The following is a 24,905-nucleotide window of genomic DNA, read 5'->3' as shown; positions in this document are numbered from 1 at the left end:
TGGCGTGGCGCGGGAATCTCGTTGTGACACAACGTGCCACGTGCAAAGGCGCTGCGTGATCATGTGGGGTGGGTTGAAACTATGACCTTTACCTCACTGGCCGCGCGGGGTGGTGGTGCGGTCATACGATCCGGGGCTGACAGATGCGGGAAGGCGAGTAGGCCATGGATCGAAATGCGTTCGTCGAAGTGATGAACGAGGCGAGCGGCATGTTGGAGGCCGGGCTGGCGGAGGAAGCGCTGGCACGGTTGACGGCGTTCGACGATGGCCTGGACGTGGCGCCCGAGCCCAAGGATTACGGCTGGATCGTGTCCTACCGGTTCCGGTCCGCCTTCGCCGCGGGGGATTACGCGCAGGCGCTGCACCTGGCCGAACGCGGTCCGGCCCGCTTCCCGGCCGACATCCCGCCCGCCACGCTGGCCACCATGTACTCGATGGCCGTCGAGGCCGCCACCCAGCAGGATCTGCCCGACAGCGCCGTCACCATGGCCGACCGCTGCATCGAGCTGCGGCGCGCGCACGGCGAGCACGCCGAGGTGCTGATGGCGGCCATGACCGCCTGCACCCTGCTCGGCGATATCGAAAGACACGACCTGGCAAGCAGATACGCGCAACTGCTGATCACCGAGGGTGTCGGACACGACGACTACCGCGGGTACGGGTACTACGCGCTGTGCGCCGCCATCGAATCCGGCGTCGGCACCCACCTCATCGACACGCTGCGCGCCGGGCGCGAATGGCTCGAGAGCCAGGACAACGAATTCGCCCGGGTAGCACTGGAATACCTGGAAACCGCGCCTGTACTGCGCGAACCGCTCGCGGTCAATCTCGATCTCGCCGACCCGCTCGGCAACGGCATACCGCTGTCGGACCCGCTGAACGATGGCATCCCGCCCCACAACGGCACACCGCTGGGCAATAGCGGACCGGCCTCCGATCCGCCGCTCGCGCCCGACGCCATGCAGACGCAGTATCTGCGCCTGGGTGACGGTGCGCCACAGGTGGTCACCGGCCCGTCACAGCCGCCCGCCGAGCAGATCGCGGGCGGTCAGACCGCCGACGCGCTCATGGAAGCCAACCGCCCCGGCATCGCCGCGGCCGCCTACCGCGCCCTCATCGACGACGCCCTCGGCACCGGCAAGCCCGATCCGCTGATCATGGGCAAGGCCACCCTCGGCCTGCTCACCGCCCTCATCTTCGACAACCGGGTCGGCGAGGCGCATTCGGTGTGGGTCGACGAGCACGGGCCCACCTACCTGGGCATCTGGTCGCTGGAGAACGGTCAGACCTCCGTGCACGACGCCATCGCCTACAACCTGGTCGCGGCCTTCCTGCACTCGCTGAGCACCGGCGACCCGAATGCCGCCAACCACGCCGTCGACTCGCTCATGAACCGAAACGTGGAGTGGGCCTACGAGAACGACCCGCAGGTCGTCCCCGGCATGATCAACTCCTGGCGCCGCCACCTCTACGAGATCCACAACGGCGAACCCGCCCCCGAATACCGCTGGCACCTCACGCAGGCCGAACAGCGTTGGGGCCACCCGATTCCCGAGGCCGGCCTCTACTGGATGCGCCCCTACCGCTGGGTCGTCGACTGGGTCTGACACGCCGGTGACGTCCGCTCCGGAGGCGGCCGCCTAGGCTGGCCGCATGGCAGCGACGGAAATCTGGCACAACCCCAAGTGCTCCAAGAGCCGCACCGCGAAGGCGGTCCTCGACGAGACCGGCACCGACTACACCGAGCGCCGCTACCTTGACAATCCGCCCTCGGCCGGCGAAATCCGCTCGGCACTGACCAAACTCGGCCTCGAGCCGTGGCAGATCACTCGCACCGCGGAGCCCGAGGCCAAGGAACTGGGCGTCTCGAAGTGGGGCAAGACTCCCGCCGACCGCGACCGCTGGATCGAGGCTCTCGCCACCCACCCTCGCCTCATTCAACGCCCCATTGTCTTCACCGCCGACGGTCGCGCCTTCCTGGCCCGCGACGACGAATCTCTGAACGAACTGCGCTGACCCGCATTCCGGCGTCGCCCGAGGGATCGGCTCAGGAGAGAGCGAAGACGGGGAAACCCGGTGCGATGTCGGCCAATTCGGCGTCGGTGGCGTTCTTGGTGACGCCCTCGAAGAAGCGGCCGACCTCCCAGCCCCAGCGGTCGAGGTAGGCGCGCAGGACCGGGATCTTGTCGGCGTCGGGGAGTTCGGTGGCGGTGAAGGTTTCGGTCTTGCGGCCCAGGCGCAGTTCGCCGGTGCGGGACACGCGGAGGTTCTTGACCCACTGGGTGTGGCCACGCGGCGCGACCAGGTAGCGGCCGGTGTCGGTGTCGAGGACATTGACCAGGGTGGTGCGCCATTCGCCGGACTTGCGGCCGCGCACGGCCAGCAGGCGGCCGCCGGCGACATTGATGCCGAGCTTGGGCAGGGCGTTGAACAGGCGGTTCATGATCGGGTCCAGGCCGGTCGGGCCGATGTAGCGGGTGGCGGCGTCGCGGGCGTCCATGGCGGATTCCTTCCAATCTTGGAGAGCGGTGCTCTCTGTTGGGATCAGTGTGCGCGCCTGTTGTTCATCGTGTCAAGAGCAGTGCTCTCGAAATTTGGCAGTGATCCGAGACGTGGCACACTGTCCGCATGAGCGTTCCCAGGACCGCCCGCGAACGGGCCCGCGCCGAGATCACCCGCGAGATCACCGACGCCGCCCGGCGACAGCTCGCCGAATCGGGTGCCCCGGCCCTGTCCCTGCGGGCCATCGCCCGCGAACTCGGCATGGTGAGCTCGGCGCTGTACCGGTACTTCCCGAGCCGTGACGACCTGCTGACCACGCTGATCATCGATGCCTACAACTCCCTCGGCGACACCGTGGAACACGCCGTCGCGAGCGCGGACACGCCGCGCGCGCAACTGCGGGCGGCCTCGAAGGCCGTGCGGGACTGGGCCATTGCGCACCCGCACGAATACGCGCTGGTCTACGGCTCGCCGGTGCCGGGATATCAGGCCCCGGAGACCACGGTCGGCCCGGCCTCGCGGGCACCGGTCGCGATGCTCGGCATCGTCTACCGGGCTTGGGAGGCGGGCACGCTGACCGTCTCGCCCGACGACCTCACGCCGGAGCTCGCCGCCCAATCCGCGAACATCGCGGCCATGATCGCGCCCGGGCTGCCGGAATCGGCGGTGGCGCGAGCATTCATCGCGCTGACCCAGCTGTTCGGCATGGTGACCTTCGAACTGTTCGGCCAACTCGACAACAGCATGGATCCGGCCGGGCCGTTCTTCGATCACTCGGTGGCGGCGATGGCCGACTACATCGGGCTCGCGCGCTAGCGCGCGGAATCCCGCCGGGCTACAGCGGGAACGGTGGGGTGCCGACCCCGGCGATACGCAGATTGCCCCACGGATCGCGCTCTTGCAGCACGCCGGGCGCGGGTGCGCTGCCGGGCACGGTCAGGAAGACCTGCCCGCGTCCCGGATCGGGCAATACCACCCCTTCGGTGGTGGAAATCCGCCCGTACCAGTGAAATTGGCCGTCTGTCGGGTCGAGATGACCCGTCAGCGCCACCCGCACCGCCACCTCGGTACCCGGTGCGTCCAGCAGCGCGGGACCGCAATAGTCCGGTGCCGGTTCGGGTTCGGTGACCGCGGCGTGCGGGTCGGCCGGGGCGGGGGAGTGGCGGCGGACCCGCCGCCACCTCACAGCAGTCCTCGGCGCCGCCAGATCCGCTTGCCCAGCGGCCCGATCAGCCCCTGTTTGTCCAGGAACGCACCGAGATTCGCGGCCCCCAGCCCGAGTGCGCGCCGCGAATGCGGATTGGCGCGCGCCATCCGGCGCGCGGCCCGCCCGTCCTCGATGCCCGCGCGGGAGTACATGTGCCAGTTGGTCATGAGGTGCACGAACAGTGGCGCGGCGACCGCGACACACAGTCGCGTGTACCGCAGTTCGGCCTTCGACATGGTCGGGACCCGGTGCGCCAAGGCATCTCGCGCGAATCCGATATGCCGCGCCTCTTCGGTGACGTGAATCCGCATGGCGCGCGCCACGAGTGGCTGCAGTTGCGGATCGTCGAGGGTGCGCCGCTGCAGCGCGTCGAAGATCTCCTCGCCCACCAGCGCGCCCACCCACACCATCGAGCCGCGCAGGAACAGCTGCAGCGAGGCGATGGTGGCGCGCTCGAAACGATTGGGCCAGTACGGCCGTGCCTCGATGCGGTCGATGAGTTTGCCGAACATCATCATGTGCCGGCATTCGTCGCCCATCTCAGTGAGCGTGTAGTGCGCATGCCGCGAGGTGGGATCGGCGGCCATGAGTTCGCGCAGGAGCAGCCGGTTGAGCAGGTTCTCGAACCAGATGCCCACCGAGAGCACATTGGCCAGTTCCTCGCGCGAGAGCTCACGGCGCTGCGCCGGGGTCATCGATTCCCACAGCGGTGTGCCGTAGAGCGAGACGACCTCGGGCGGCAGGAAGAGTTTGTCGGGATCCAGCGGGGCGTCCCAGTCCAGGTCGACGACCGGGTCGTAGGACTTCTTCACCGATCCGGTGAGCAGGCGGGCGGCGAAGGATTCGCGCGGGGAGAGTGCGGCCGGGCTGGTGACTGCGTTGTCGCCCATGACAGCTCCTGACTCTTTACTGATACAGGCTGTTACACTCAGATTAGTGGTACATGCTGTCACGGTCAACGCTGGAGTGGGTATCGTGAGCCGAGTGACCGGCACCCGACGCAGACCCGCGCAACCCCCCGCGCGGGACCGAGAACCGGCCGCCGACGGCCGCAGCACCCGCTGGACCGGGCACAAGGCCCGCCGCCGCGCCGACATGCTGGACGCCGCTCTCACCGTCATCGAGGAGAACGGCACCGAGATCTCGGTCCAGCAGATCGCCGACCGCCTGCAGGTGCCGCGCCCGGTCGTCTACCGCCACTTCGACGGGCGCGCCGACCTCGACGAGGCCATCCGCCGCCACATCCTCGATTCCCTGCTGGCCGAACTGCTTCCGCGCCTGCACCCCGAGGGCACCGTGCGCGATCTGGTGCGCGGGGCGGTCGGCACCTACGTCGGCTGGGTGGAACGCCATCCGCAACTGCATCGCTTCCTGGCCGCCGCCGACCCGCACGGCGAAACCTCCACCGCCCTGGCCGGGGCCCGCGACCGCATCGGCGGCCGGCTCGCCGACCTGTTCTCCGACACCCTCGAACGCTTCGGCATCGACCGCAATCGGGCCCGCCCCATGGCCTTCGGCACCGTCGGCTTCGTCGACGGCGTGGTCAACAGCTGGCGGGCCGCACCCACGCTGACCAGCGAACAGGTCGAGGGCATCCTGACCGAGTCGGTGCTTTCGCTGCTCGAGGGCAATGCCCGTAGTCTGGACCTGCCGCTGACCCGCGACACCGTCGTCGCCGACCTGCTCTCGCGCACCGCGGCGGCCCGCGCGTGACACTGCCGCACCACCAGAGGATTTCGATGGCCATCCGTTCGTACGCCCGGCCGGCCGTGCTCGCCGCGATCGCCGCCGCCGCATTGGCCCCGATCGCCCCGGCGGCCGCCGATGTCGCCCTCCCCGACGGCCTGCACTGTGATGTCCTCGATTGCCGCAATGACACCGACCGCGACTACGTGGTCTCCGGCGATATGCAGTGCGAATACAGCGATGCCGACGGCGGCGGCTCCTCCGGTAGCGAGCAGTTCACCGATGTCGTTCCGGCACACAGCCTTTTCCGGCTGCAGGGCTGCATCGACGGTCAGTCGCCGTACCTGCGGTCCATCGACGAGGTCGAGTAGTCCTCAGCCGCGGGTGAGGGCTCGATAGCTGCGGTTCCACAGCCATTCCACCGGCCCGCGCTCGAATCGGCGCAACCAGAAGTGCGCGAAGCTCAGCATGAGCGCACACACCAGCACGTAGATCCCGGCGGTGAACGGCACCCGCGCGTTGGCCGACACCAGACCGGCCAGCCCGAGACCCCAGCCGTAGCACAGCCATCCCGACACCAGGTTCTGAAGGATGTAGCAGCTCAACGCCATTCGGCCCACCTCACTGAAACGCCGGCCCACCCAGCCCGGCCCGGGACGGTGCGCGTACACCTCGGCGACCAGGGCGAGCAGACCCAGTGAGACGATCGGGGCGGTTCCGTAGCGGGCCACCAGGATCAGGTCGCCGCCGAGCAAACCCAGCAGCAGATCGATCGGGGCCGCGAGCCCGAAGCCGATCACCATGAGGCGCTTGCGGATTCGCGCGCCTTCGGCCTCGAAGATCCCGGCCCGGAACAGGCGCGCGCCGAGCAGGAACAACGCGATCGACATCGGGAAAATGAACAGCGGCTCCAGTCGGAACGCGAGCAGATGCTGCCAGCGGAACGCCACCAGATCCCAGAACGAGCCGTCCGCATAGGGATTCGGATCCAGGGGCCGATGCCCGCCCGCACCGCCGGGAGCGAAGAGGATCGCCACCGCGATCAGCGACAGCATCGTCACGTGGATGCTCGCCGTAGTGATCAGCCACCGTCGCTGCGCCTTCGGGCCGGTCGCCAGGATGAACGCCACCACCAGCCCGGTGATCGCGTACCCCATCAGCACATCGAATTCGGCGACGAAGAAGAAATTCACCAGCCCGTCGAGCAGCAGCAGTCCCGCCCGCACCGGATACCGGCCCGGCCAGGCCCGCCCGGCCCGCACCGCCGATCGCTGCTGAATAGCCAGCCCGATGCCGAACATGATGGTCAGCAGCCCCAGGAACTTGCCCTGCGCCAACTGCTGCAGGATTCGTTCGGCCCACAGCCACGCCCCCTGCGGTTCGTCGCTGTGCGCGACGTAGCCGAGCAGCCCTTCGGAATTGGTGAAGATCCAGATATTGGTGCCCAGTGTGCCCAGGATGGCGATGCCGCGCAGCACGTCCAAGGCCCCCAGCCGGGCCGAACCGGACTGGGCGGGAACGGATTCGGGGCCGTCGGCGACGGCGGTCCCCGGCAGCGGGAGACGTGGTGCGGGAGCCGGTTCGACCATGCCGGTCATTGTGCCGCCGACCCCGCCCGGCGCGGATCGCCCGCGAGAACGACCCGGCATCCGACTCGCGAATGACTCCAACCCGGACAGTCCACCCGCGCCCGGGCGTGCCTTTCGCCTAGGCTCGAGGCATGCAGCGCATCATCGGAATCGAGGTCGAGTACGGCATTTCGACGCCTACCGAGCCGTCCGCCAACCCGATTCTCACGTCCACCCAGGCGGTGCTCGCCTATGCCGCGGCCGAGGGCGTGCCGCGCGCCAAGCGCACACGCTGGGATTACGAGGTGGAATCGCCGTTGCGCGACGCGCGCGGTTTCGATCTCGGCAGGCTCAACGGGCCCGCCCCGGTGATCGATGCCGACGAGGTCGGGGCGGCGAACATGATCCTCACCAACGGGGCTCGCCTCTACGTCGACCACGCCCACCCCGAATACTCCGCGCCCGAGGTCACCGACCCGCTGGACGCCGTCATCTGGGACAAGGCCGGTGAGCGGGTGATGGAGGCCGCCGCCCGCTACGCCTCGAGCGTGCCCGGTGCGCCGCGCATGCAGCTCTACAAGAACAATGTGGACGGCAAGGGCGCCTCCTACGGCACCCACGAGAACTACCTCATGAGCCGTGAAACCCCGTTCAACCAGATCATTCTCGGGCTGACGCCGTTCTTCGTATCACGTCAGGTGGTGTGTGGTTCCGGTCGCGTCGGCATCGGCCAGTCCGGTGATACGCCCGGTTTCCAGCTCTCGCAGCGCGCGGATTACATCGAGGTCGAGGTCGGCCTGGAGACCACGCTCAAGCGCGGCATCATCAATACGCGTGACGAACCGCACGCCGACGCCGACAAGTACCGTCGCCTGCACGTCATCATCGGCGACGCCAACCTCGCCGAATGGTCGACGTATCTGAAGGTCGGCACCACCGCCCTGGTACTGGACCTGATCGAGGCCGGCGAAGACCTCTCGGACCTGCAACTCGCGCGCCCGGTCACCGCCGTGCACACCATCAGCCACGACCCGACTCTGCGTGCCACCGTTGCCCTTTCGGACGGCCGCGAACTGACCGGCCTTGCGCTGCAACGCATCTACCTCGACCGGGTCGAGAAGTTCATGGACCGCACCGGAGCCGACGACGCCCGTACCAAGGACGTCATCGAGAAGTGGGCCCACGTCCTGGATCTGCTCGAGCGCGACCCCCTGGAAACCGCGGATCTGCTGGACTGGACCGCGAAACTGCGCCTGCTGGAAGGCATGCGCAATCGTGAGGGCCTGACCTGGGCGGCGCCCAAACTGCACCTGGTCGACCTGCAGTACTCGGATGTGCGCCTGGACAAGGGCCTCTACAACCGCCTGGTGGCGCGCGGCTCCATGCAGCGCCTGGTCACCGAGCAGCAGATCACCGACGCCATGACCAACCCGCCCACCGACACCCGCGCCTACTTCCGTGGCGAGTGCCTGCGCCGCTTCGGCGCGGATATCGCGGCGGCGAGCTGGGATTCGGTGATCTTCGACCTGGGTGGCGACTCCCTGGTCCGCATCCCCACCCTGGAACCGCGGCGCGGCACCAAGTCTCACGTCGGAAAGTTGCTGGATGGTGTCCGCACCGCCTCGGAGTTGGTGCAGCAGTTGACGCACTAGGCGTTCGCCACCGTGTCATTCGACATCGAGGGGGTCTGGGGACATGTCCCCAGACCCCCTCTTTTCGGGGGTTCGGGGGCTTGCCCCCGAGTGAAATCCCGGGGGTCCGGGGGTGTCCCCCGGGAAGCGGCAGAGAGATCGCGGCAACAGCACAATGACGTTTAATCCGGCATGTTCCCGCCGCTGGTGGGTAGTGTTGGGGGACGAGCATCGGATCTTCTCCGGTGCTCGCCGATGATCACAGAGGAGGTCGGCTGCTATGGCACAAGAGCAGACCAAGCGCGCCGGTGGCGGCGACGAGGACGAGGGCCCGGCCGGCGACGGCGGGGCGGGACAGGAGCGTCGCGAGAAGCTGGCGGAGGAAACCGACGACCTGCTCGACGAGATCGACGACGTCCTCGAGGAGAACGCGGAGGACTTCGTCCGCGCCTATGTCCAGAAGGGCGGCCAGTGACCCAAGGTGACCCCCTGCGGCTCCAGTTGGGGTTCGCCCAGTCCTCCTTCTCCGAGTACCTGCGTTTGCACGCGCCGGAACTGTTGCCCAGCAACGCGATCGGATCCAACGGCACGCACCCCAATCCGGGCGTGCCGTCCGATATCGCCCCGCACGGCACCACCATCGTGGCGGTCAGTTACCGCGGCGGGGTGCTGATCGCCGGCGACCGTCGCGCCACCCAGGGCAACCTGCTGGCCCAGCGTGACATCGAGAAGGTGTACATCACTGACACCTTCTCCGCGGCCGGTATCGCCGGTACCGCGGGCATGGCGATCGAGATGATCCGCCTGTTCGCGGTGGAACTCGAGTACTACGAGAAGATCGAGGGCGTTCCCCTCACCTTCGACGGCAAGTCCAACAAGCTGTCGAAGATGGTGCGCGACAACCTCCCCGCCGCCCTGCAGGGGCTGGCGGTGGTGCCGCTGCTGGTCGGCTACGACCCGGACGCGCTGGACCCGGACAAGGCCGGGCGCATCGTGTCCTACGACGTGGTCGGCGGACGCAGCGAGGAGCGCTTCGGGTACACCGCGGTGGGGTCGGGTTCACTGTTCGCCAAGTCTTCGCTGAAGAAGACCTACGCGCGCGGCATCGGTCAGGAACGGGCGCTGCGGATCGCGATCGAATCGCTCTTCGACGCGGCCGACGACGACACCGCCACCGGTGGTCCGGACACCATGCGCAACATCTACCCGACCGCGATCGTGATCGACGGCGAGGGCTCCGAGATCGTCTCCGAGGAGCGCCTCAAGGAGATCACCCGGTCCATGGTGGAGGAGCGGGCCGCGCAGGCCGCAGAGGGGATCGGTGAAGCATGACACTGCCGTATTACGCGTCGGCCGAACAGATCATGCGCGACAAGACCGAACTTGCGCGCAAGGGCATCGCACGCGGCCGGTCCGTCGTGGTGCTGGTGTACGACAAGGGCGTGGTGTTCGTGGCCGAGAACCCCTCGGCCACCCTCCACAAGATCAGCGAGCTCTACGACCGCGTCGGTTTCGCCGCGGTGGGCAAGTACAACGAGTTCGAGGCGTTGCGCCGCGGCGGCATCCTGCAGGCGGATCTGCGTGGCTACCAGTTCGATCGGCGCGACGTCACCGGCCGCTTCCTGGCCAACCTCTACGCGCAGAGCCTCGGCACCATCTTCACCGACCAGCTCAAGCCCTACGAGGTGGAGATCTGCGTCGCGGAGGTGGGATACCCGGAGCAGTCGACGAACTCGGTGCTCTACCGCATCAACTTCGACGGATCCATTGTCGACGAACGGGAATTCGTGGTGATGGGCGGCAACACCGACCCGATCACCACCGCCCTCAAGGCTTCCTACAAGCCCGGCCTCGACCTGCATTCGGCCGTCACCACGGCGGTGGCCGCGCTGCAGAAGGCCGTCCCCGAAGGCGACAAGGACAAGTCCCGCACCCTGGCCGCCCCCTCCCTCGAGGTGGCAACCCTGGAGCAGTCCCGCCAACGCCGCGCCTTCCGCCGCATCCAAGGCGCGGCCCTGCAAGAGTTGGTGACCGGCAAGACCCCGACCGCGAAAGCCGCGGCGGAAGCCGACAAGCCGTCGAGCGGAGACCCCTCGTAACCCGCCCGGCAGCGCAAGCAAATCCCGCTATTCGGGATAAGGCTCCTTTGCACTCTCAATAGCAGAGTGCAAAGGAGCCTTGCTTTTTCGCAGGCTAAGACGCGTGCAGCGTTGCACCGCGTGCTAAATCGTTGTGAATACGTTTGCACAAGCTGTCCGACAAGCCCGTTACCGGGGACTTCAGCGCTGTAATGTCGATAGGGTGCAGCGACGAATCATGGGGATCGAGACCGAATTCGGGGTGACGTGCACGTTCCACGGTCACCGTCGGTTGAGTCCTGACGAGGTGGCCCGGTACCTGTTCCGCCGGGTAGTTTCCTGGGGCCGTAGTTCGAACGTGTTCCTTCGTAATGGTGCCCGGCTCTACCTCGATGTCGGTTCCCATCCGGAGTACGCTACGGCCGAATGTGACAGCTTGGTGCAGTTGGTCACTCACGACCGCGCCGGTGAGCGAGTCCTCGAGGATTTGCTCATAGACGCCGAGCAGCGGCTCGCCGAAGAGGGCATCGGCGGTGACATCTATCTGTTCAAGAACAACACCGACTCCGCGGGCAACTCCTATGGCTGCCACGAGAACTTCCTTGTGGTGCGTGCCGGTGAGTTCTCGCGGATCTCGGATGTGCTGTTGCCCTTCCTGGTTACCCGGCAGTTGATCTGCGGGGCCGGGAAGGTGTTGCAGACGCCTAAGGCGGCGACGTTCTGTCTGTCGCAGCGGGCGGAGCACATCTGGGAGGGTGTGTCGTCGGCGACCACGCGGTCGCGGCCGATCATCAACACTCGTGACGAGCCGCATGCCGATGCCGAGAAGTACCGGCGGCTGCATGTGATCGTGGGCGACTCCAATATGGCCGAGCCGACCACCATGCTCAAGGTGGGTACCGCCTCGCTGGTGCTGGAGATGATCGAGGCGGGCGTCGCGTTCCGAGACTTCGCTCTGGACAACCCGATTCGCGCTATTCGCGAGGTGTCGCACGATCTCACCGGTCGGCGGCCTGTGCGGTTGGCGGGCGGGCGGCAGGCCAGTGCGCTCGAGATCCAGCGTGAGTACTACGCCCGCGCGGTCGAGCATCTGCGCAACCGCGATCGCGATCCGCAGGTGGATGCGGTGGTGGATCTGTGGGGCCGCACCCTCGATGCCGTCGAGGCGCAGGATTTCGCCAAGGTGGACACCGAGATCGACTGGGTGATCAAGCGCAAGCTGTTCCAGCGCTACCAGGACCGCTACAACATGGAGCTGTCCGATCCCAAGATCGCGCAGCTGGATCTGGCCTACCACGACATCAAGCGCGGCCGCGGCGTCTTCGACCTGCTCGCCCGCAAGGGTCTGGCCAAGCGGATCACCGAGGACGAGGCGGTCGACGCGGCGGTCACCACGCCGCCGCAGACCACCCGCGCCAAGCTACGCGGTGACTTCATCACCGCCGCACAGGAGGCCGGACGCGACTTCACCGTCGACTGGGTGCACCTCAAGCTCAATGATCAGGCGCAGCGGACCGTGCTCTGCAAGGACCCGTTCCGTTCGGTCGACGAGCGCGTGGATCGGCTGATCGCCTCGATGTAGGCATTCGCTCGAACGGGCCGCGAACCTGCTGGTTCGCGGCCCGTTTTAGGTTTTGACCGCTTTGTCCGTTTTCGCCAGGTGGGGCGAGTAGGGGACGACTGGGGGGAAACGCGACCGCCCATGCTCCACACTCGCGACACGCCTACTACTCTCTACGGGGTGGCGATATCCAAGGTCGAGCGGTTGATGAATCTGGTTATCGCGCTGCTGTCCACCCGCCAATTCCTGACCGCGGAACGCATCCGCGACAGCGTGGCCGGGTACGAGGAGTCCGCGAGCGACGAGGCCTTCAGCCGGATGTTCGAGCGGGACAAGAACGAGCTGCGCGATCTGGGCATTCCGCTGGAAATCGGTCCGGTGAGCCGGTATTCGGGCGTCGAGGGCTACCGCATCAACCGGGACGCCTACGAGCTACCCGATATCGACCTCACCAGCGAGGAGGCCGCCGCGGTCGCGGTGGCCGTGCAGCTGTGGGAGTCGCCGGAGCTGGCCGCGGCCGCCGAGAGTGGACTGCTCAAGTTGCGGGCTGCTGGAATTCACGTGGAGCCCGACGCCGGGGTGTCGGCGGTGCCCGCGGTTCCGGCACGCACGCGTGGTTCGGAGCCGGTGCTGGGCAAGCTCCTCGCCGCCATCGACGCGGGGCGGGCGGTCACCTTCAAACACCGTCAGTCGCACGGGGATCCGGTCGAACGCGATGTCCAGCCGTGGGGTGTGGTCACCCATCACGGCCGCTGGTACCTGGTCGGGCACGACAATGCCCGCGACGCGCAGCGGGTGTTCCGCATCTCGCGCATCGACGAGGACGTCACCGAGTACGGTCCGGCCAATGTGGTGCACAAGCCCGAGGACCTGGACCTGCGGGCCGTGGTCGCCGAGGTCACCGCGCAGACGCCGATCACCGGTTCGGCCACCGTGTGGGTGGCCGACGGGCGTGGCCAGGAGATCCGCCGCCTGGGCCCGGTCATGGAGGAGCGCGAACTCGGCGGCCGCCACGGCGCGATCGTGGAGGTGCCCATCCGTTCCCGCGACTGGCTGGCCCGCCTCATCACCGGGCTCGGCGCGGACGCCCTGGTGCTCGCGCCGGAAGACCTGCGCGACAATGTGATCGCACGCTTGAAGTCGGTGCTGGATCGGACGGAGGTCACCGCGTGAGTGACGCGAACAATGCGCGCAAGGCCGCCCTCGGCACCCGCGCCTCCGACGGCGCGAAGGAGCGGCGCGCCAATGCCGCGGCCACCAGCCGCCTCTCGACTCGGCTGGCCCGACTGCTGAACATGGTCCCGTACTTCCAGGCCAATCCCGGAATCAGCGCCGCCGAGGCGGCCGCCGAGCTCGGGGTGTCCACCAAGCAGTTGATGACCGACCTGAACCAGCTGTGGATGTGCGGTCTGCCCGGTTACGGTCCCGGCGATCTGATCGACCTGTCCTTCTCCGAGGAGAGCATCGAGGTCACATTCTCCGCGGGCATCGACCGTCCGCTGCGGCTCACCTCGCTCGAGGCCACCGCCCTGCTGGTGGCGCTGCGCTCCATTACCGATCTGCCCGGCATGGTCGATCCCAGTGCGGCCCACGCGGCCACCGCGAAGATCGAATCCGCCATCTCCGGTAGGGAATTCACCGGCCCGACCCAGCCGGCGCCGGTGGAGGCGCCCGCCGTGGCGACCGTCCGCGCCGCCCTCGAGCACGCGCACGCGCTGCGCCTGGTCTACTACTCGGCGAGCCGCGATGTGGTGTCCGAGCGTGTCGTGGACCCGATCCGAATCGTGCTGGTGGACAACAACAGCTACCTGCAGGCATGGTGCCGGCAAGCGGAGGGCGTCCGGCTCTTCCGCCTCGACCGCATCGAGGAGGCCGCCGAACTCGACGAACCGGCCCGCCCGCCCGCCGAGGCCGCCGCCGACGAGACCGCGGCCCTGGACCTGTTCGTCGACGATCCCGCGGTTCCGCTGGCCCGCTTGCTGATTCGTCCCGACTACGCGTGGGTGCTCGAGCAGTACCCGATGCACCGGGTCACCGCGCATCCCGACGGCAGCATCGAGGCCACCATGCGCTTCGCCACCCTGGACTGGATGGCCCGGCTGCTGCTGGGCTTCGGCGCGGGCGTCACCGTGCTCGGCCCCGCCGAATTGGTGACGGCCGTGCGGGAGCGTTCCAGCACCGCGCTCTCGGCCTATGCCACCGCGTCCGCGGACGCGGCCTTCGCCGCCGGGTTCGAGGAGGTCGGTCCCGCTTGAGTTTCCGCGTGACGGTGCTGGGGGCGGGCAGCATCGGATGCTATGTCGGGGGCCGGCTGGCGGCGGCGGGGGCGGAGGTCACCTTCGTGGGCCGTCCGCGCGTGCTCGACGAATTGCGTACTTTCGGACTGCATCTCACCGATCTCGACGGCGACAGCGTCCGCGTCGCACCGGATGCCTTCCACACCGCCACGGAACCCACCGGTGATACCGATCTGGTGTTGATCGCGGTGAAATCCGCGGGCACCGCGACCGCCGCCGCCGAACTCGCCGGTTTGGTGAAACCCGGGACGGTGGTGATCAGCCTGCAGAACGGCATCGGCAACGACGCGGTCATCCGGGAGATCCTGCCCGCCTGCGTGGTGCTGGCGGGGATGGTCATGTTCAACGTGGTCCATCACGGCCAGGGCCATTTCCATCGCGGCACCACCGGCACCGTGGACATCGCCGACGACCCGGTGCTCAACCGGTTCGCGCCGATCCTCGGCAAGTCCGGGCTGGGTTTCAAACGGCACCCCGACCTGCTGCCCGTCCAGTGGGCGAAGCTGCTGCTGAACCTGAACAACCCGATCAACGCGCTCTCGGGTCGCCCGCTGCGCGAGGAACTCGGCACCCGCGACTACCGCCGCTGCCTGTCGCTGGCTCAGCGTGAGGCCCTCGCGGCCATGGCCGCCGCCCGCATCCGCCCGGCCCGGCTCACCCCGCTGCCGCCGGAGGCGATGGCGCGGCTGCTCACCATGCCCGATACCGTGTTCCGCAGGGTTGCCGGAAAGGTGCTGGCCGTCGACCCGGTGGCCCGTTCCTCGATGGCCGACGACCTCGCCGCCGGACGCAAAACCGAAATCCCTTGGCTGTGCGGTGAAATCGTGAGTCTCGGGGCCATGGTAGGAATACCCACACCGGTGAACCAGAAGCTGATCGATCTCGTGACAGCGGCGGAGAACGGTGACCGGCGCACCTGGTCGGGCCCGGAATTGCTGGAACAGCTCTCCAAGGCCGCGCGTGACGGCGCGGCGAACGAGGGTTGACAAGAAGGTTCGGGTTATGCGGGTCCGGTAGCATCGGACTCACCAAGTCTTTGGAGGTAATGGAATGACAGGCGCCATCAGCCCGTGGCACTTGCTGATCGTTGTGCTGATCTTCTTGCTGTTCTTCGGTTCGAAGCGCATGCCCGACGCGGCCCGCAGCCTGGGTCGCTCGATGCGGATCTTCAAGACCGAGGTCAGCCAGATGCAGAGCGAGGGCAAGACGGGCGAGGCCGCTCCCGAGGCCGCGGCCCAGCCGGTGCAGCCGCCGGCGCAGCTGCCCCCGGCTCAGCCGGTGCAGCAGCCCACGCCGCAGCCGAACGACCAGCAGAAGGCCTGAGCCCCACGTTTTGTCCGGGATGAGTGAATCTCATCCCGGGTAAGTCGTTGTCCGGGTCCGGGTCTTGGTTGGCCGCGAGGCGGAGGCAGTCACACACACATGCGCATCCCGTTCGATCCCCGGCGCAGCAAGCGCCGCACGAACCCCGACGGCACCATGTCCTTGGTGGATCACCTGCAGGAACTCCGCAGGCGATTGCTCGTCGCCCTGGCTTGGATCGCCCTCGGCACCCTGTTCGGGTTCTTCTGGTACTCACACTCGTTCTTCGGGATCGACAGTCTCGGTGAGATCCTGCGTGGGCCCTACTGCGATCTGCCCGCGTCCTCGCGGGCGAATCTGAGTGCCGACGGCGCTTGCCGATTGTTGGCCACCGCCCCGTTCGAGCAGTTCACCCTGCGCTTGAAGGTGGGTACCACCGCGGGCATCGTGGCCGCGAGCCCGTTCTGGCTGTATCAGCTGTGGGCGTTCATCACCCCGGGCCTCTACGCCAAGGAACGCAAGTACGCGATCTCCTTCGTGGCCGCGGGCGCTGCCCTGTTCATCACCGGCGCGGTGCTGGCGTACTGGGTTGTCGCCCATGCCCTCAGCTTCCTGATGACCATCGGCAACAACGTGCAGATCACCGCGCTCTCGGGTGCGCAGTACTTCAGCTTCATCATCAAGCTGCTGGTGATCTTCGGCGTGAGCTTCGAAACCCCTTTGCTCATCGTGGGTTTGAACTTCCTGGGCGTGCTGACCTACGCGCGGCTCACCAAGTGGCGACGCGGACTGATCTTCGGGCTGTTCGTGTTCGCGGCCATCGTGACGCCGCAGGACCCGATCTCGATGCTCGCGCTGGCGCTTGCGCTGACGTTGCTGTTCGAGATCGCGGTGCAGGTGGCGCGCCTCAATGATCGGCGTCGCGCCCGCAATGCCGAGGCCTGGGAGAACCTGGCCGACGATCAGGCGTCCCCGCTGGACACCGCCCCCGGCGGCGTCGACGCACCGACCCCGGTGCCGACCGCGGAACCGGTCGCCGCCACACCGGTCGAGAAAACAACAGGAGTCGTGTCGGATTACTCCGATACTCTCTGAAAAGTGACATCAAGGTCGCTTACTGGCGAACTGGCGGCATTCGCCGCCGAACTGAAATTCGAGCTCGATCCGTTCCAGCGGCAGTCGTGTGAGGCGCTCGAGGGCGGGCACAGTGTGCTCGTCTGCGCGCCCACCGGCGCGGGCAAGACCGTGGTGGGCGAATTCGCCGTCCACATGGCGTTGGCCGCGGGCGGCAAGTGCTTCTACACGACGCCGATCAAGGCGCTGTCGAATCAGAAGTTCGCCGATCTCACCGAACGTTATGGTCGCGACGAGGTCGGCTTGCTGACCGGTGACCAGTCCATCAACCCGGACGCCTCGGTGGTGGTGATGACCACCGAGGTGCTGCGCAACATGCTCTACGCGAGTTCGGATGCGCTGCGCGGGCTTTCGTACGTCGTCATGGACGAGGTGCACTACCTGGCCGACCGCTTCCGCGGCGCGGTCTGGGAAGAGGTCATCCTGCACCTGCCGCCCGAGGTGCGCCTGGTCAGCCTGTCGGCGACGGTCTCCAATGCCGAGGAGTTCGGCGCGTGGATGGAGACCGTGCGCGGCGACACCGCCGTCATCGTGGACGAGACCCGGCCGGTGCCGCTGTGGCAGCACGTCATGGTCGGCCGCCGCATGTTCGACCTGTTCGACGACAAGTCCAGCGACGCCAAGGTGATCGTGGACGAGGATCTGCAGCGCTACATCAAGCACCGCGAATCGGTTGACCGGATGGACAATTGGGCGGTGCCGGGGCGCGGACGGGGTGGGCCGCGGCGGTCGTTCCGGCCGATGCCGCGGCCGGAGGTCATCGCCAAACTCGACGATGAAGGGCTGCTACCCGCGATCACGTTCATCTTCAGCCGCGCGGGTTGTGATGGCGCGCTCGCTCAGTGCGTGCGCTCGCGGTTGGACCTCTCCCGCGACGACGAGCGCGAGACCGTCGACGCCATCATCGAGAAGCACACCGGGGATCTGCCGCGCAGCGACCTCGAGGTGCTCGGGTACTGGGAGTGGCGCGAGGGCCTGCACCGCGGGTTCGCCTCGCATCACGCGGGCATGCTGCCCGCCTTCCGGCACACCGTCGAGGAGCTGTTCGTGCGCGGGCTGGTGCGCGCGGTATTCGCCACGGAGACACTGGCTCTGGGCATCAATATGCCCGCGCGCACGGTGGTGCTCGAGCGGCTGGTCAAGTTCAACGGCGAGAGTCATGCCGAGCTGACGCCGGGGGAGTACACACAGCTCACCGGGCGTGCGGGGCGGCGTGGCATCGATGTCGAGGGGCATGCGGTGGTGCTGTGGCAGCCGGAGGTCGACACCAGCGCGGTGGCGGGTCTGGCCTCGACCCGGACCTATCCGCTGCGGTCGTCGTTCCGGCCGGGCTACAACATGTCGATCAACCTGGTCGACCGCATGGGCGCGACGGAATCGCGGGCGCTGCTGGAACGGTCCTTCGCCCAGTTCCAGGCCGACCGGTCGGTCGTTGGTCTGGTGCGTGGCATCGAACGCAACGACTCTCAGCTCCGCAAACTGCGCTCCCAGCTCGGCGACGAGAGCTTCTTCGAATACATCCAGCTGCGCGAGCGCATCCGGGAACGCGAACGCGATCTGGAACGGCAGAGCCGCACCGATCGCCGCCAGGCCGCGGTGAATTCGCTCGGCGCGCTGCGGCGCGGCGATGTGGTGGCGATTCCGTCCGGACGCCGCCAGGGGCTCGCGGTGATCCTGGAACCCGATGCGACACCGGGGGATCCGCGTCCGCTGGTGCTCACCGAGGACAAGTGGGCCGGACGCATCTCCGCCGCGGACTTCCCGACCCCGGCCGAATCGCTGGGCCGGCTGCGGCTGCCCAAGCATGTCGACCACCGCACCGCGCGGGTACGCCGCGACCTGGCCTCGGCGCTGCGCAGCACCGGGATCACCATGCCGCGCCGGGCCCGTACCGGCGGCAAGGCCAAGGCCGCCGACGACCGCGACCTGCAGACCCTGCGCCGGGCGCTGCGCAACCATCCGGCACACGAGCGGCCGGATCGCGAGCAACTGGCCCGGATCGGCGAACGCTACAACCGCCTCGAGCGCGAGACCGAGCATCTGCGCCAGCAGGTGGCTGCCACCACCAACTCCCTCGCGCGTACCTTCGACCGCATCCTCGGGCTGCTCGAGGAACGCGGTTACGTCGCCGACGGTGAGGTCACCCAGGACGGTCGCCGCCTGGCGCGCATCTACGCCGAAGCGGATCTGGTTGTGGCCGAAAGCCTTCGGCAGGGTGTGTGGCGTGGACTGGGCCCGGCCGAACTGGCCGCGGCGGTGTCGATCCTGGTATACGAATCCCGGCAGGAGGGCGGCTACCTGGGGGCTTCCGGCCCCACCGAGCCCATCCGCCGAGCCGTCGACGCCACCATCGGCATCTGGTCGCAGCTGCGCGCCGACGAATCCCGGCACCGCCTGCAGCCCACCCGCGAACCCGACCTCGGTTTCGTCACGGGCGTCTACACCTGGGCTCGTGGTGACGACCTCGCCGATGCGCTGCTCGTCAGCGGCGATCGCGGAAACCCGCTCTCGGCGGGCGATTTCGTGCGCTGGTGCCGGCAGGTCATCGACCTGCTCGACCAGATCCACAACACCGCCGACGATGTCGAGGTGGCGGCCACCGCGAGCAAGGCGGTGCGGGCCATCCGCCGGGGTGTCGTGGCCGTGGACGCGGCGTAGTAGATGTGACTGTGCTTTGATTCAAGGGTGTACCGACCGCAGTGGGCACGCGAGCGCGTTCCCGCTCGGGGGGCTAGCGTGAGGACAACGGATTGCGAGTGGAGGCAAGCGAATGAGCGGCCCGTACGGACCGAATGACGCCCCTGGCCAAGGGGGAGGCAACGATCCGACGCAGCAGTGGGGCGGCCAGCAGCCCGCGCCCGGCGCCGGACCGACTCAGCAATGGGGTGGCCAGCAGCCCGCGCAGCCGACCACGCAGTGGAATGACCCGTCGCAGCAGCAGCCGCAACAGCCGGGCCAGCAGCCGTGGGGGCAGAGCCAGCCGCAGCAGCCGGTGCAGCAGCCGTGGGGGCAGTCGCAACCGCAGCAGCCGGTGCAGCAGTGGGGGCAGCAGAGTCAGCCGCAGCAGCCCGTCCAGCAGTGGGGGCAGAGCCAGCCGCAGTGGCCGCAGCAGGGTCAGCCCGGCGCGCAGGACTGGAACCAGCAGCCCGGCCAGCAGTGGCCGCAGCCGCAGCAGCCGCCGGCCGGTAAGAAGAAGACCGGGATGATCATCGGCATCGTGGTCGTGGTGCTGCTCGTGCTCGGTGGCGTCGGCGGTGGCCTGGCCTGGATGCTGAGCAAGGATCAGCTCGACAACAGTGCCGTGCAGTCCGGTGTGCAGAAGGTGCTCAAGGATTCCTACGGCATCGACGACGTCCAGAACGTGAGCTGCCCGTCGGGGCAGAAGGTTCAGGTGGACAAGACCTTCGACTGCACCCTCAAGGTGGGTGGCGAGAACAAGAAGGTCACCATCAAGATCACCAAGGATGACGGGACCTACGAGGTCGGCCGCCCCAGCTAGTTTCGCTGGGACCCGATTTCGGGGCAAAAGTCTTGGGCCCGGCCGCGATTCGACGATCGCGGCCGGGCCTTCTTGTTTGCCGGGGGTTGGCTGGGCGGGAGATGCGAGTACAGTGGGCGGAAATTCTCTTCCGACCGCCGTGGGGGCGTTATGAAGCTGATTGTCCGGTCTCTGGGATGGACCGCGACCGTGTTGACGGTCGCGAGCGTCGGACTGGCTTCTGCCCCGTTCGCCGCGGCCGATGACGCCTCCCCGCTGGTGAACGACTGCACCACCGGCCGGTCCAATGTCGAGCCCGCCAGGATCCTGCTCGCCTGTGGCGACGGCAACCTGACCGTCCGCGATATCAATTGGAGCAGCTGGGGACCCGATACCGCCGAAGGCGACGGCACCGAGTACCGGGTCGTCTGTCAGCCGAGCTGTGCGAGCGGGCACGAGGCGACCGCATCCACGCACATCACGTTGCGCAATCCGCGGGACGGCTATTTCACCGAGGCCGTCATCACCGATCTCAACGGTCAGCCCGAAACCTGGCCGGTCGGGCCGCTTCGGCACTGACCGGCACTCGGGTCGCTCGATTCAGCGTTTGGCCATCGCGGTGATCAGGCGTTTGACCGGGCTCTCGGCGTTGTAGGCAACGGCCAACTGCGCCAGGCGATCCGGATCCGCGGGGGTGGTCGGTAGCAGGTCGGGCCGGGAGAACTCGACCGTGGCGTCCTGCACGACTCGGACCACCGGGGCGGCGGCCTTCAGATAGTCGTCGGCGGCAACGAGTTTCGCGCGCACACCCTTGGCGAGATCGGAGTCCGGGTCGGCGGCCGCGGCCCGCAGTGCCTCCACCGAACCGAACTTGGAGATGAGCTGAGCGGCGGACTTGTCGCCGATGCCCGCCACACCGGGCAAGCCGTCGGACGCGTCACCGCGCAGGGTCGCCATATCGGCGTACGCGGGGCCCGCATTCTCCACCGGCACACCGTATTTCGCCGATACCTCGGCAGGGCCCCACAGCTCGGCCTTGGACAGGCCGCGGCCGACATAGAACACCTGGACCCGGGGAGCCGGGTTGTCGCGCACCAACTGCAGAAGGTCGCGGTCACCGCTGACCACGATCACCTCGTCATCGGTTTCTCGGGTGGCGAGCGTCCCGATAACATCGTCGGCTTCCAGACCCTCGGCCCCGGCGGTCGCGATCCCGGCCGCCTCGAGCACCTGCATGATCAGATCGACCTGCGGCGTGAGCGTATCGGGGACCTCCTCGGCCGCCACCCCGTCCACCACCGCGCCGCTGTCGGCCACCCGATGCGCCTTGTAGGAGGGCAGCAGATCCACCCGGAACTGCGGCCGCCAATCCAGATCCAGGCACACCACCAACCGACTCGGCGCATGCTGCTTGACCAGGGCCGCAACCATATCGGTGAATCCACGCAGCGCATTCACCGGTTGCCCGTCGGGTGCGGTGATCTTCTCCGGAATCGCATAGAACGCCCGGAACCACAAACTCGCCCCATCGAGCAGCAACAGCGGACCGGCACCAGGGTTGCTCATAGCGCCCGACCCTACCGGCCCCGACCGACACCGTGGCGCATCATGGCGGAGGGTAACGTCGGGTGGCATGAGCTCTCATGACGAGTCACGGTTCGCGGCGGAGGTCTACGGGGCACGGTTGGAGCGCGCGGCGGAGTTGACGCGCAATGCCCACCTGGATGCGCTCCTGATTACTCCCGGTCCTGACCTGCAGTTCTTACTCGGATCCCGGGCGCAGTCGTTCGAGCGGCTGACGTGCCTGGTGATTCCGGCCAGCGGGGAGACTCCGTCGGTGGTGATCCCGAAGATGGAATTGGCCTCGCTGCGGGCGTCTGCGGCCGGGGAGCTCGGGTTGCCGATTGTGGACTGGGTGGACGGCGTGGACCCGTACCGTCTTGTGCGCGGTGTGCTCAATGCCGGTGCGCGCGTGGCGGTCACCGATGTGATGCCCGCTCTGCACCTGCTGCCGATCGCCGATCAGTTCGGCTCCCTGCCGGTTTCGGCGACCCCGCTGCTGCGGGAACTGCGAATGGTGAAGGACGCCAGCGAGATCGAGGCGCTGCGGCGTGCGGGCGCGGCCATCGACCGGGTGCATGCCCGCATGGGTGAGTTCCTCCGCCCCGGCCGCACCGAGGCCGAGGTGGGCGCGGATATCGCGGCCGCCATCGTGGAAGAGGGCCACACCAAGGCCGATTTCGTCATCGTGGGCAGTGGCCCGCACGGCGCGGACCCGCACCACATGGTGTCGGATCGGGTGATCGAGGCCGGTGACGTGGTGGTCATCGATATCGGCGGCCCGGTCGAGCCCGGCTACTTCTCCGACTCCACCCGCACCTACGTGCTGGGCGAGCCGGAGGAAGAGGTCACGGCGCAGTTCGCCGAACTCGAGCGGGCCCAGGCCGCCGCGGTCGCCGCGGTCAAGCCCGGCGCCACCGCCGAATCCATCGACGCCGCCGCCCGCGACGTGCTGTCCGCCGCCGGGTTGGGCGACTATTTCGTGCACCGCACCGGTCACGGCATCGGTCTGTCGGTGCACGAGGAGCCCTACATCGTCGCCGGCAACGACCTGGTGTTGCAGGCGGGCATGGCCTTCAGCATCGAGCCGGGCATCTACTTCCCGGGGAACTGGGGTGCGCGCATCGAGGACATCGTGGTGGTCACCGAGGACGGCTGCGAGTCGATGAACACTCGCCCGCACGGCCTCACCCGCCTGGTTTGATCCGCCCGTCCGAGCGGCGCGGCCGTCAGGCGGTCGCGTCGAATTCGGCGGTGTAGCGCCAGAAGTCGCGCATGGTCGAGTCCGGGATCGGGCTGTCCATGCCGACCTGGGTGAGCAGGATGGCGACGGTGCCGGTCGCGGGCACGATGTGCGCGGAGGTGCCCGCGCCGCCGACCCAGCCGTAGCGGCCGGGAATGTTCCACGGCTCGAGCCGCGCGATATCCACCGACGCGCCGAAGCCCCAGCCCTGGCCCTCCAGGAACAGATCGCCGTGCGCGCGCTGTTCGGGTGTGGTGTGGTCGGTGGTCATGAGCCGGACGGAGTTGGCGGACAGCAGTTTTCGCCCGTCCGGGGTGACGCCGTCGGCGAGCAGCAGGCGGGCGAAGCGCAGCCAGTCACCGGCGGTGCCCGCGAGGCCACCGCTGCCCAGCGGGAAGGCGGGCATGGTGCTCCACTGCCCGTCCGGCGCGTCGGCGAGCTCCAGACCGGTCTCGGTGCGGCGGTAGTAGCTGGTGAAACGGTCGCGCGCGGCCTCGGGCACGGTGAAACCGGTGTCGGACATGCCGAGTGACTCGAAGACCCGCTCGGTCAGGAAGTCGGGCAGGCTGCGCCCGGAGGCGCGCACGATCAATGCGCCCTGCAGCGCCGAGCAGGTGTCGTAGAGCCACGCGGTGCCCGGCTGCGCCGCCATCGGCACCGCGGCCAGCTCCGCCAGCCACTCGTCCATGGCCGGATAGCTCTGCACCTCACGGCCGTCGCGCTGTACCGGGAACAGCGCCTGGATGGCGGGCAGTCCGAAATCCGACGCCCACCCGTACCCGGCCTGCGAGCTGAGCAGATCGAAGACGGTGATCGGCCGATGCGCGGGCACGACTTCGTCCAGTGGTGCGTCGGGGCCGCGCACCACCATCGGGTGCGCGAGCTCGGGCAGCCATGGCGCGATCGGATCGTGCAGACCCAGCACCTCGTCCTCGATCAGCATCAGCAGTGCCGCTGCCGTCACGGGTTTGGTGATCGACGCCCACCGGAACAGCGAATCCGCGGCCATCGGCACCGTGCCACCCGCATGTGCCATGCCGACCGCGGCGAGCTCGACCTGGTCGCCGCGGGCTACCAGGCCGACCGCACCCGGCACCCCACCGTCATCGACGTGCGCCTGCAACACTTCTCGAAGCGTGGACATCGTTCTACCTTCCCTCGAATGCGCTCGGGAGAGGTGACGTTCCGGGGGCCGGAAAGTAATCGGTCGCCGGTGTCAGTGCTCCGTGGCCGGGGCGTCGGATTTGAAGACGCTGCTGGCCAGCACGCGCCGGACCTCGATGGCGATCACGACGCGGGTCGGGTTCACCCGGGGCTGGCGGTAGCGGCCGGCATAGCGGTCGACGGCGTCGGCGACGGCCGCCGGGTCGTCGAGGACGGTGGCCGGGCCCTCGAGGGTGATCCAGCGCGGGCCGTCGACCTGGCTGACCGCCGCATAGCCGGAGCGGCGCACATTGTTGACCTTCACCGAGCCGTCGTTGGTGATGATCCGCGCGATCCCGGCTTCGGGATCCCAGGTGAAGCCGACCGCCACCACGTGGGGGGTGCCGTCGGCGCGCAGGGTGCTGAGGGTGGCCAGGTGTCGCTCGGTGACGAAGTCGGCGGCGGCGGGGGACAGTTCGGGGCGGGCGGCGGTGCTGGTCATGCCCCGACGCTAG

26 protein-coding genes are annotated in these 24,905 nt (G+C 68.1%); 19 read left to right on the top strand and 7 right to left on the bottom strand.

Going from position 1 to position 24,905, the window contains the following annotated elements; translation table 11 throughout:
- The first annotated feature begins 164 nt into the window (after nucleotides 1–164).
- Both ACFXHA_RS03695 and ACFXHA_RS03690 read left to right on the top strand, forming a co-directional pair.
- A complete protein-coding gene (locus ACFXHA_RS03695; protein ID WP_379352562.1) occupies nucleotides 165–1,607 on the top strand; it encodes a hypothetical protein in 1,443 nt (480 codons plus the stop codon).
- Nucleotides 1,608–1,653: 46 nt separating this feature from the next.
- Nucleotides 1,654–2,016, top strand: coding sequence for an arsenate reductase family protein (locus tag ACFXHA_RS03690; protein WP_379352560.1), 363 nt, complete (start codon nucleotides 1,654–1,656; stop codon nucleotides 2,014–2,016).
- 31 nt (nucleotides 2,017–2,047) lie between these two features.
- Here ACFXHA_RS03690 and ACFXHA_RS03685 read toward each other — a convergent pair whose 3' ends face one another.
- A complete protein-coding gene (locus tag ACFXHA_RS03685) occupies nucleotides 2,048–2,500 on the bottom strand; it encodes a nitroreductase family deazaflavin-dependent oxidoreductase (protein ID WP_379352559.1) in 453 nt (150 codons plus the stop codon).
- Nucleotides 2,501–2,628: 128 nt separating this feature from the next.
- Here ACFXHA_RS03685 and ACFXHA_RS03680 point away from each other — a divergent pair, with 128 nt between their 5' ends.
- A complete protein-coding gene (locus tag ACFXHA_RS03680; RefSeq protein ID WP_379352557.1) occupies nucleotides 2,629–3,318 on the top strand; it encodes a WHG domain-containing protein in 690 nt (229 codons plus the stop codon).
- A 19-nt stretch (nucleotides 3,319–3,337) separates the two neighbouring features.
- On the opposite strand, the gene ACFXHA_RS03675 is transcribed toward ACFXHA_RS03680, so the two are convergent.
- A complete protein-coding gene (locus ACFXHA_RS03675; protein WP_379352555.1) occupies nucleotides 3,338–3,688 on the bottom strand; it encodes a DUF4873 domain-containing protein in 351 nt (116 codons plus the stop codon).
- Entirely contained in the window at nucleotides 3,685–4,599 is a 915-nt protein-coding gene (locus ACFXHA_RS03670; protein WP_379352553.1) for a diiron oxygenase, read from the bottom strand. Before ACFXHA_RS03670 ends, ACFXHA_RS03675 begins: the two co-directional genes overlap by 4 nt.
- A 94-nt stretch (nucleotides 4,600–4,693) precedes the next feature.
- Between ACFXHA_RS03670 and ACFXHA_RS03665 the strand changes: the two genes are divergently transcribed.
- Nucleotides 4,694–5,422, top strand: a complete 729-nt coding sequence (locus ACFXHA_RS03665; RefSeq protein WP_379352551.1) for a TetR/AcrR family transcriptional regulator — start codon at nucleotides 4,694–4,696, stop codon at nucleotides 5,420–5,422.
- 26 nt (nucleotides 5,423–5,448) lie between these two features.
- The gene (locus ACFXHA_RS03660) at nucleotides 5,449–5,766 is read left to right on the top strand and encodes a hypothetical protein (RefSeq protein WP_379352550.1); all 318 of its coding nucleotides are present in this window, start codon (nucleotides 5,449–5,451) and stop codon (nucleotides 5,764–5,766) included.
- Nucleotides 5,767–5,769: 3 nt separating this feature from the next.
- On the opposite strand, the gene ACFXHA_RS03655 is transcribed toward ACFXHA_RS03660, so the two are convergent.
- On the bottom strand, nucleotides 5,770–6,984 hold the full coding sequence (locus ACFXHA_RS03655; RefSeq protein WP_379352548.1) for a DUF418 domain-containing protein: 1,215 nt from the start codon (nucleotides 6,982–6,984) through the stop codon (nucleotides 5,770–5,772).
- Between the two features lie 131 nt (nucleotides 6,985–7,115).
- Between ACFXHA_RS03655 and dop the strand changes: the two genes are divergently transcribed.
- From dop to ACFXHA_RS03590, 13 genes are all read left to right on the top strand, one after another.
- Nucleotides 7,116–8,615, top strand: coding sequence for a depupylase/deamidase Dop (gene dop / locus ACFXHA_RS03650; RefSeq protein ID WP_379352546.1), 1,500 nt, complete (start codon nucleotides 7,116–7,118; stop codon nucleotides 8,613–8,615).
- Between the two features lie 259 nt (nucleotides 8,616–8,874).
- A complete protein-coding gene (locus ACFXHA_RS03645; protein WP_213555212.1) occupies nucleotides 8,875–9,069 on the top strand; it encodes a ubiquitin-like protein Pup in 195 nt (64 codons plus the stop codon).
- Nucleotides 9,066–9,926 carry a proteasome subunit beta gene (prcB, locus tag ACFXHA_RS03640; RefSeq protein WP_379352545.1) on the top strand — a complete coding sequence of 287 codons (861 nt, stop codon included), beginning with the start codon at nucleotides 9,066–9,068 and terminating at the stop codon, nucleotides 9,924–9,926. The genes ACFXHA_RS03645 and prcB overlap by 4 nt, the downstream gene beginning before the upstream one ends.
- Nucleotides 9,923–10,693 (top strand): proteasome subunit alpha, encoded by a 771-nt coding sequence (gene prcA, locus ACFXHA_RS03635; protein WP_379352543.1) that lies wholly within the window; start codon nucleotides 9,923–9,925, stop codon nucleotides 10,691–10,693. Before prcB ends, prcA begins: the two co-directional genes overlap by 4 nt.
- A gap of 202 nt (nucleotides 10,694–10,895) precedes the next feature.
- Nucleotides 10,896–12,254, top strand: a complete 1,359-nt coding sequence (gene pafA, locus ACFXHA_RS03630; protein WP_213555214.1) for a Pup--protein ligase — start codon at nucleotides 10,896–10,898, stop codon at nucleotides 12,252–12,254.
- A 159-nt stretch (nucleotides 12,255–12,413) separates the two neighbouring features.
- Complete coding sequence (locus ACFXHA_RS03625; RefSeq protein WP_379352541.1) at nucleotides 12,414–13,406, top strand: helix-turn-helix transcriptional regulator; 993 nt, start codon at nucleotides 12,414–12,416, stop codon at nucleotides 13,404–13,406.
- Nucleotides 13,407–13,510: 104 nt separating this feature from the next.
- Nucleotides 13,511–14,488, top strand: coding sequence for a helix-turn-helix transcriptional regulator (locus ACFXHA_RS03620; protein WP_379353436.1), 978 nt, complete (start codon nucleotides 13,511–13,513; stop codon nucleotides 14,486–14,488).
- Nucleotides 14,485–15,516 carry a 2-dehydropantoate 2-reductase gene (locus ACFXHA_RS03615; RefSeq protein WP_379352539.1) on the top strand — a complete coding sequence of 344 codons (1,032 nt, stop codon included), beginning with the start codon at nucleotides 14,485–14,487 and terminating at the stop codon, nucleotides 15,514–15,516. The genes ACFXHA_RS03620 and ACFXHA_RS03615 overlap by 4 nt, the downstream gene beginning before the upstream one ends.
- Before the next feature lie 64 nt (nucleotides 15,517–15,580).
- Nucleotides 15,581–15,853: a Sec-independent protein translocase subunit TatA gene (gene tatA, locus ACFXHA_RS03610; protein WP_379352537.1), complete on the top strand. Its 273-nt coding sequence runs from the start codon at nucleotides 15,581–15,583 to the stop codon at nucleotides 15,851–15,853.
- A 99-nt stretch (nucleotides 15,854–15,952) separates the two neighbouring features.
- On the top strand, nucleotides 15,953–16,927 hold the full coding sequence (gene tatC, locus ACFXHA_RS03605; RefSeq protein ID WP_379352535.1) for a twin-arginine translocase subunit TatC: 975 nt from the start codon (nucleotides 15,953–15,955) through the stop codon (nucleotides 16,925–16,927).
- 3 nt (nucleotides 16,928–16,930) lie between these two features.
- Entirely contained in the window at nucleotides 16,931–19,624 is a 2,694-nt protein-coding gene (locus ACFXHA_RS03600; RefSeq protein WP_379352533.1) for a DEAD/DEAH box helicase, read from the top strand.
- Between the two features lie 112 nt (nucleotides 19,625–19,736).
- Nucleotides 19,737–20,465 carry a DUF4333 domain-containing protein gene (locus ACFXHA_RS03595; protein ID WP_379352531.1) on the top strand — a complete coding sequence of 243 codons (729 nt, stop codon included), beginning with the start codon at nucleotides 19,737–19,739 and terminating at the stop codon, nucleotides 20,463–20,465.
- A 150-nt stretch (nucleotides 20,466–20,615) separates the two neighbouring features.
- Nucleotides 20,616–21,023, top strand: coding sequence for a hypothetical protein (locus ACFXHA_RS03590; RefSeq protein ID WP_379352530.1), 408 nt, complete (start codon nucleotides 20,616–20,618; stop codon nucleotides 21,021–21,023).
- A 21-nt stretch (nucleotides 21,024–21,044) separates the two neighbouring features.
- Here ACFXHA_RS03590 and ACFXHA_RS03585 read toward each other — a convergent pair whose 3' ends face one another.
- The gene (locus ACFXHA_RS03585) at nucleotides 21,045–22,010 is read right to left on the bottom strand and encodes a 5'-3' exonuclease H3TH domain-containing protein (protein WP_379352528.1); all 966 of its coding nucleotides are present in this window, start codon (nucleotides 22,008–22,010) and stop codon (nucleotides 21,045–21,047) included.
- 67 nt (nucleotides 22,011–22,077) lie between these two features.
- Between ACFXHA_RS03585 and ACFXHA_RS03580 the strand changes: the two genes are divergently transcribed.
- Nucleotides 22,078–23,208, top strand: a complete 1,131-nt coding sequence (locus ACFXHA_RS03580) for a M24 family metallopeptidase (RefSeq protein ID WP_379352526.1) — start codon at nucleotides 22,078–22,080, stop codon at nucleotides 23,206–23,208.
- 25 nt (nucleotides 23,209–23,233) lie between these two features.
- On the opposite strand, the gene ACFXHA_RS03575 is transcribed toward ACFXHA_RS03580, so the two are convergent.
- Together ACFXHA_RS03575 and ACFXHA_RS03570 are read right to left on the bottom strand one after the other, a co-directional pair.
- Nucleotides 23,234–24,391 (bottom strand): serine hydrolase domain-containing protein, encoded by a 1,158-nt coding sequence (locus ACFXHA_RS03575; RefSeq protein WP_379352524.1) that lies wholly within the window; start codon nucleotides 24,389–24,391, stop codon nucleotides 23,234–23,236.
- Nucleotides 24,392–24,463: 72 nt separating this feature from the next.
- A complete protein-coding gene (locus tag ACFXHA_RS03570) occupies nucleotides 24,464–24,892 on the bottom strand; it encodes a PPOX class F420-dependent oxidoreductase (RefSeq protein ID WP_379352522.1) in 429 nt (142 codons plus the stop codon).
- Between the last annotated feature and the right edge of the window lie 13 nt (nucleotides 24,893–24,905).

The organism is Nocardia sp. NPDC059240, from assembly GCF_042753865.1.
GTDB lineage: Bacteria > Actinomycetota > Actinomycetes > Mycobacteriales > Mycobacteriaceae > Nocardia.
Note: the sequence above shows the minus strand (reverse complement) of the source record. Positions and strands in the feature narration are given on the sequence as shown.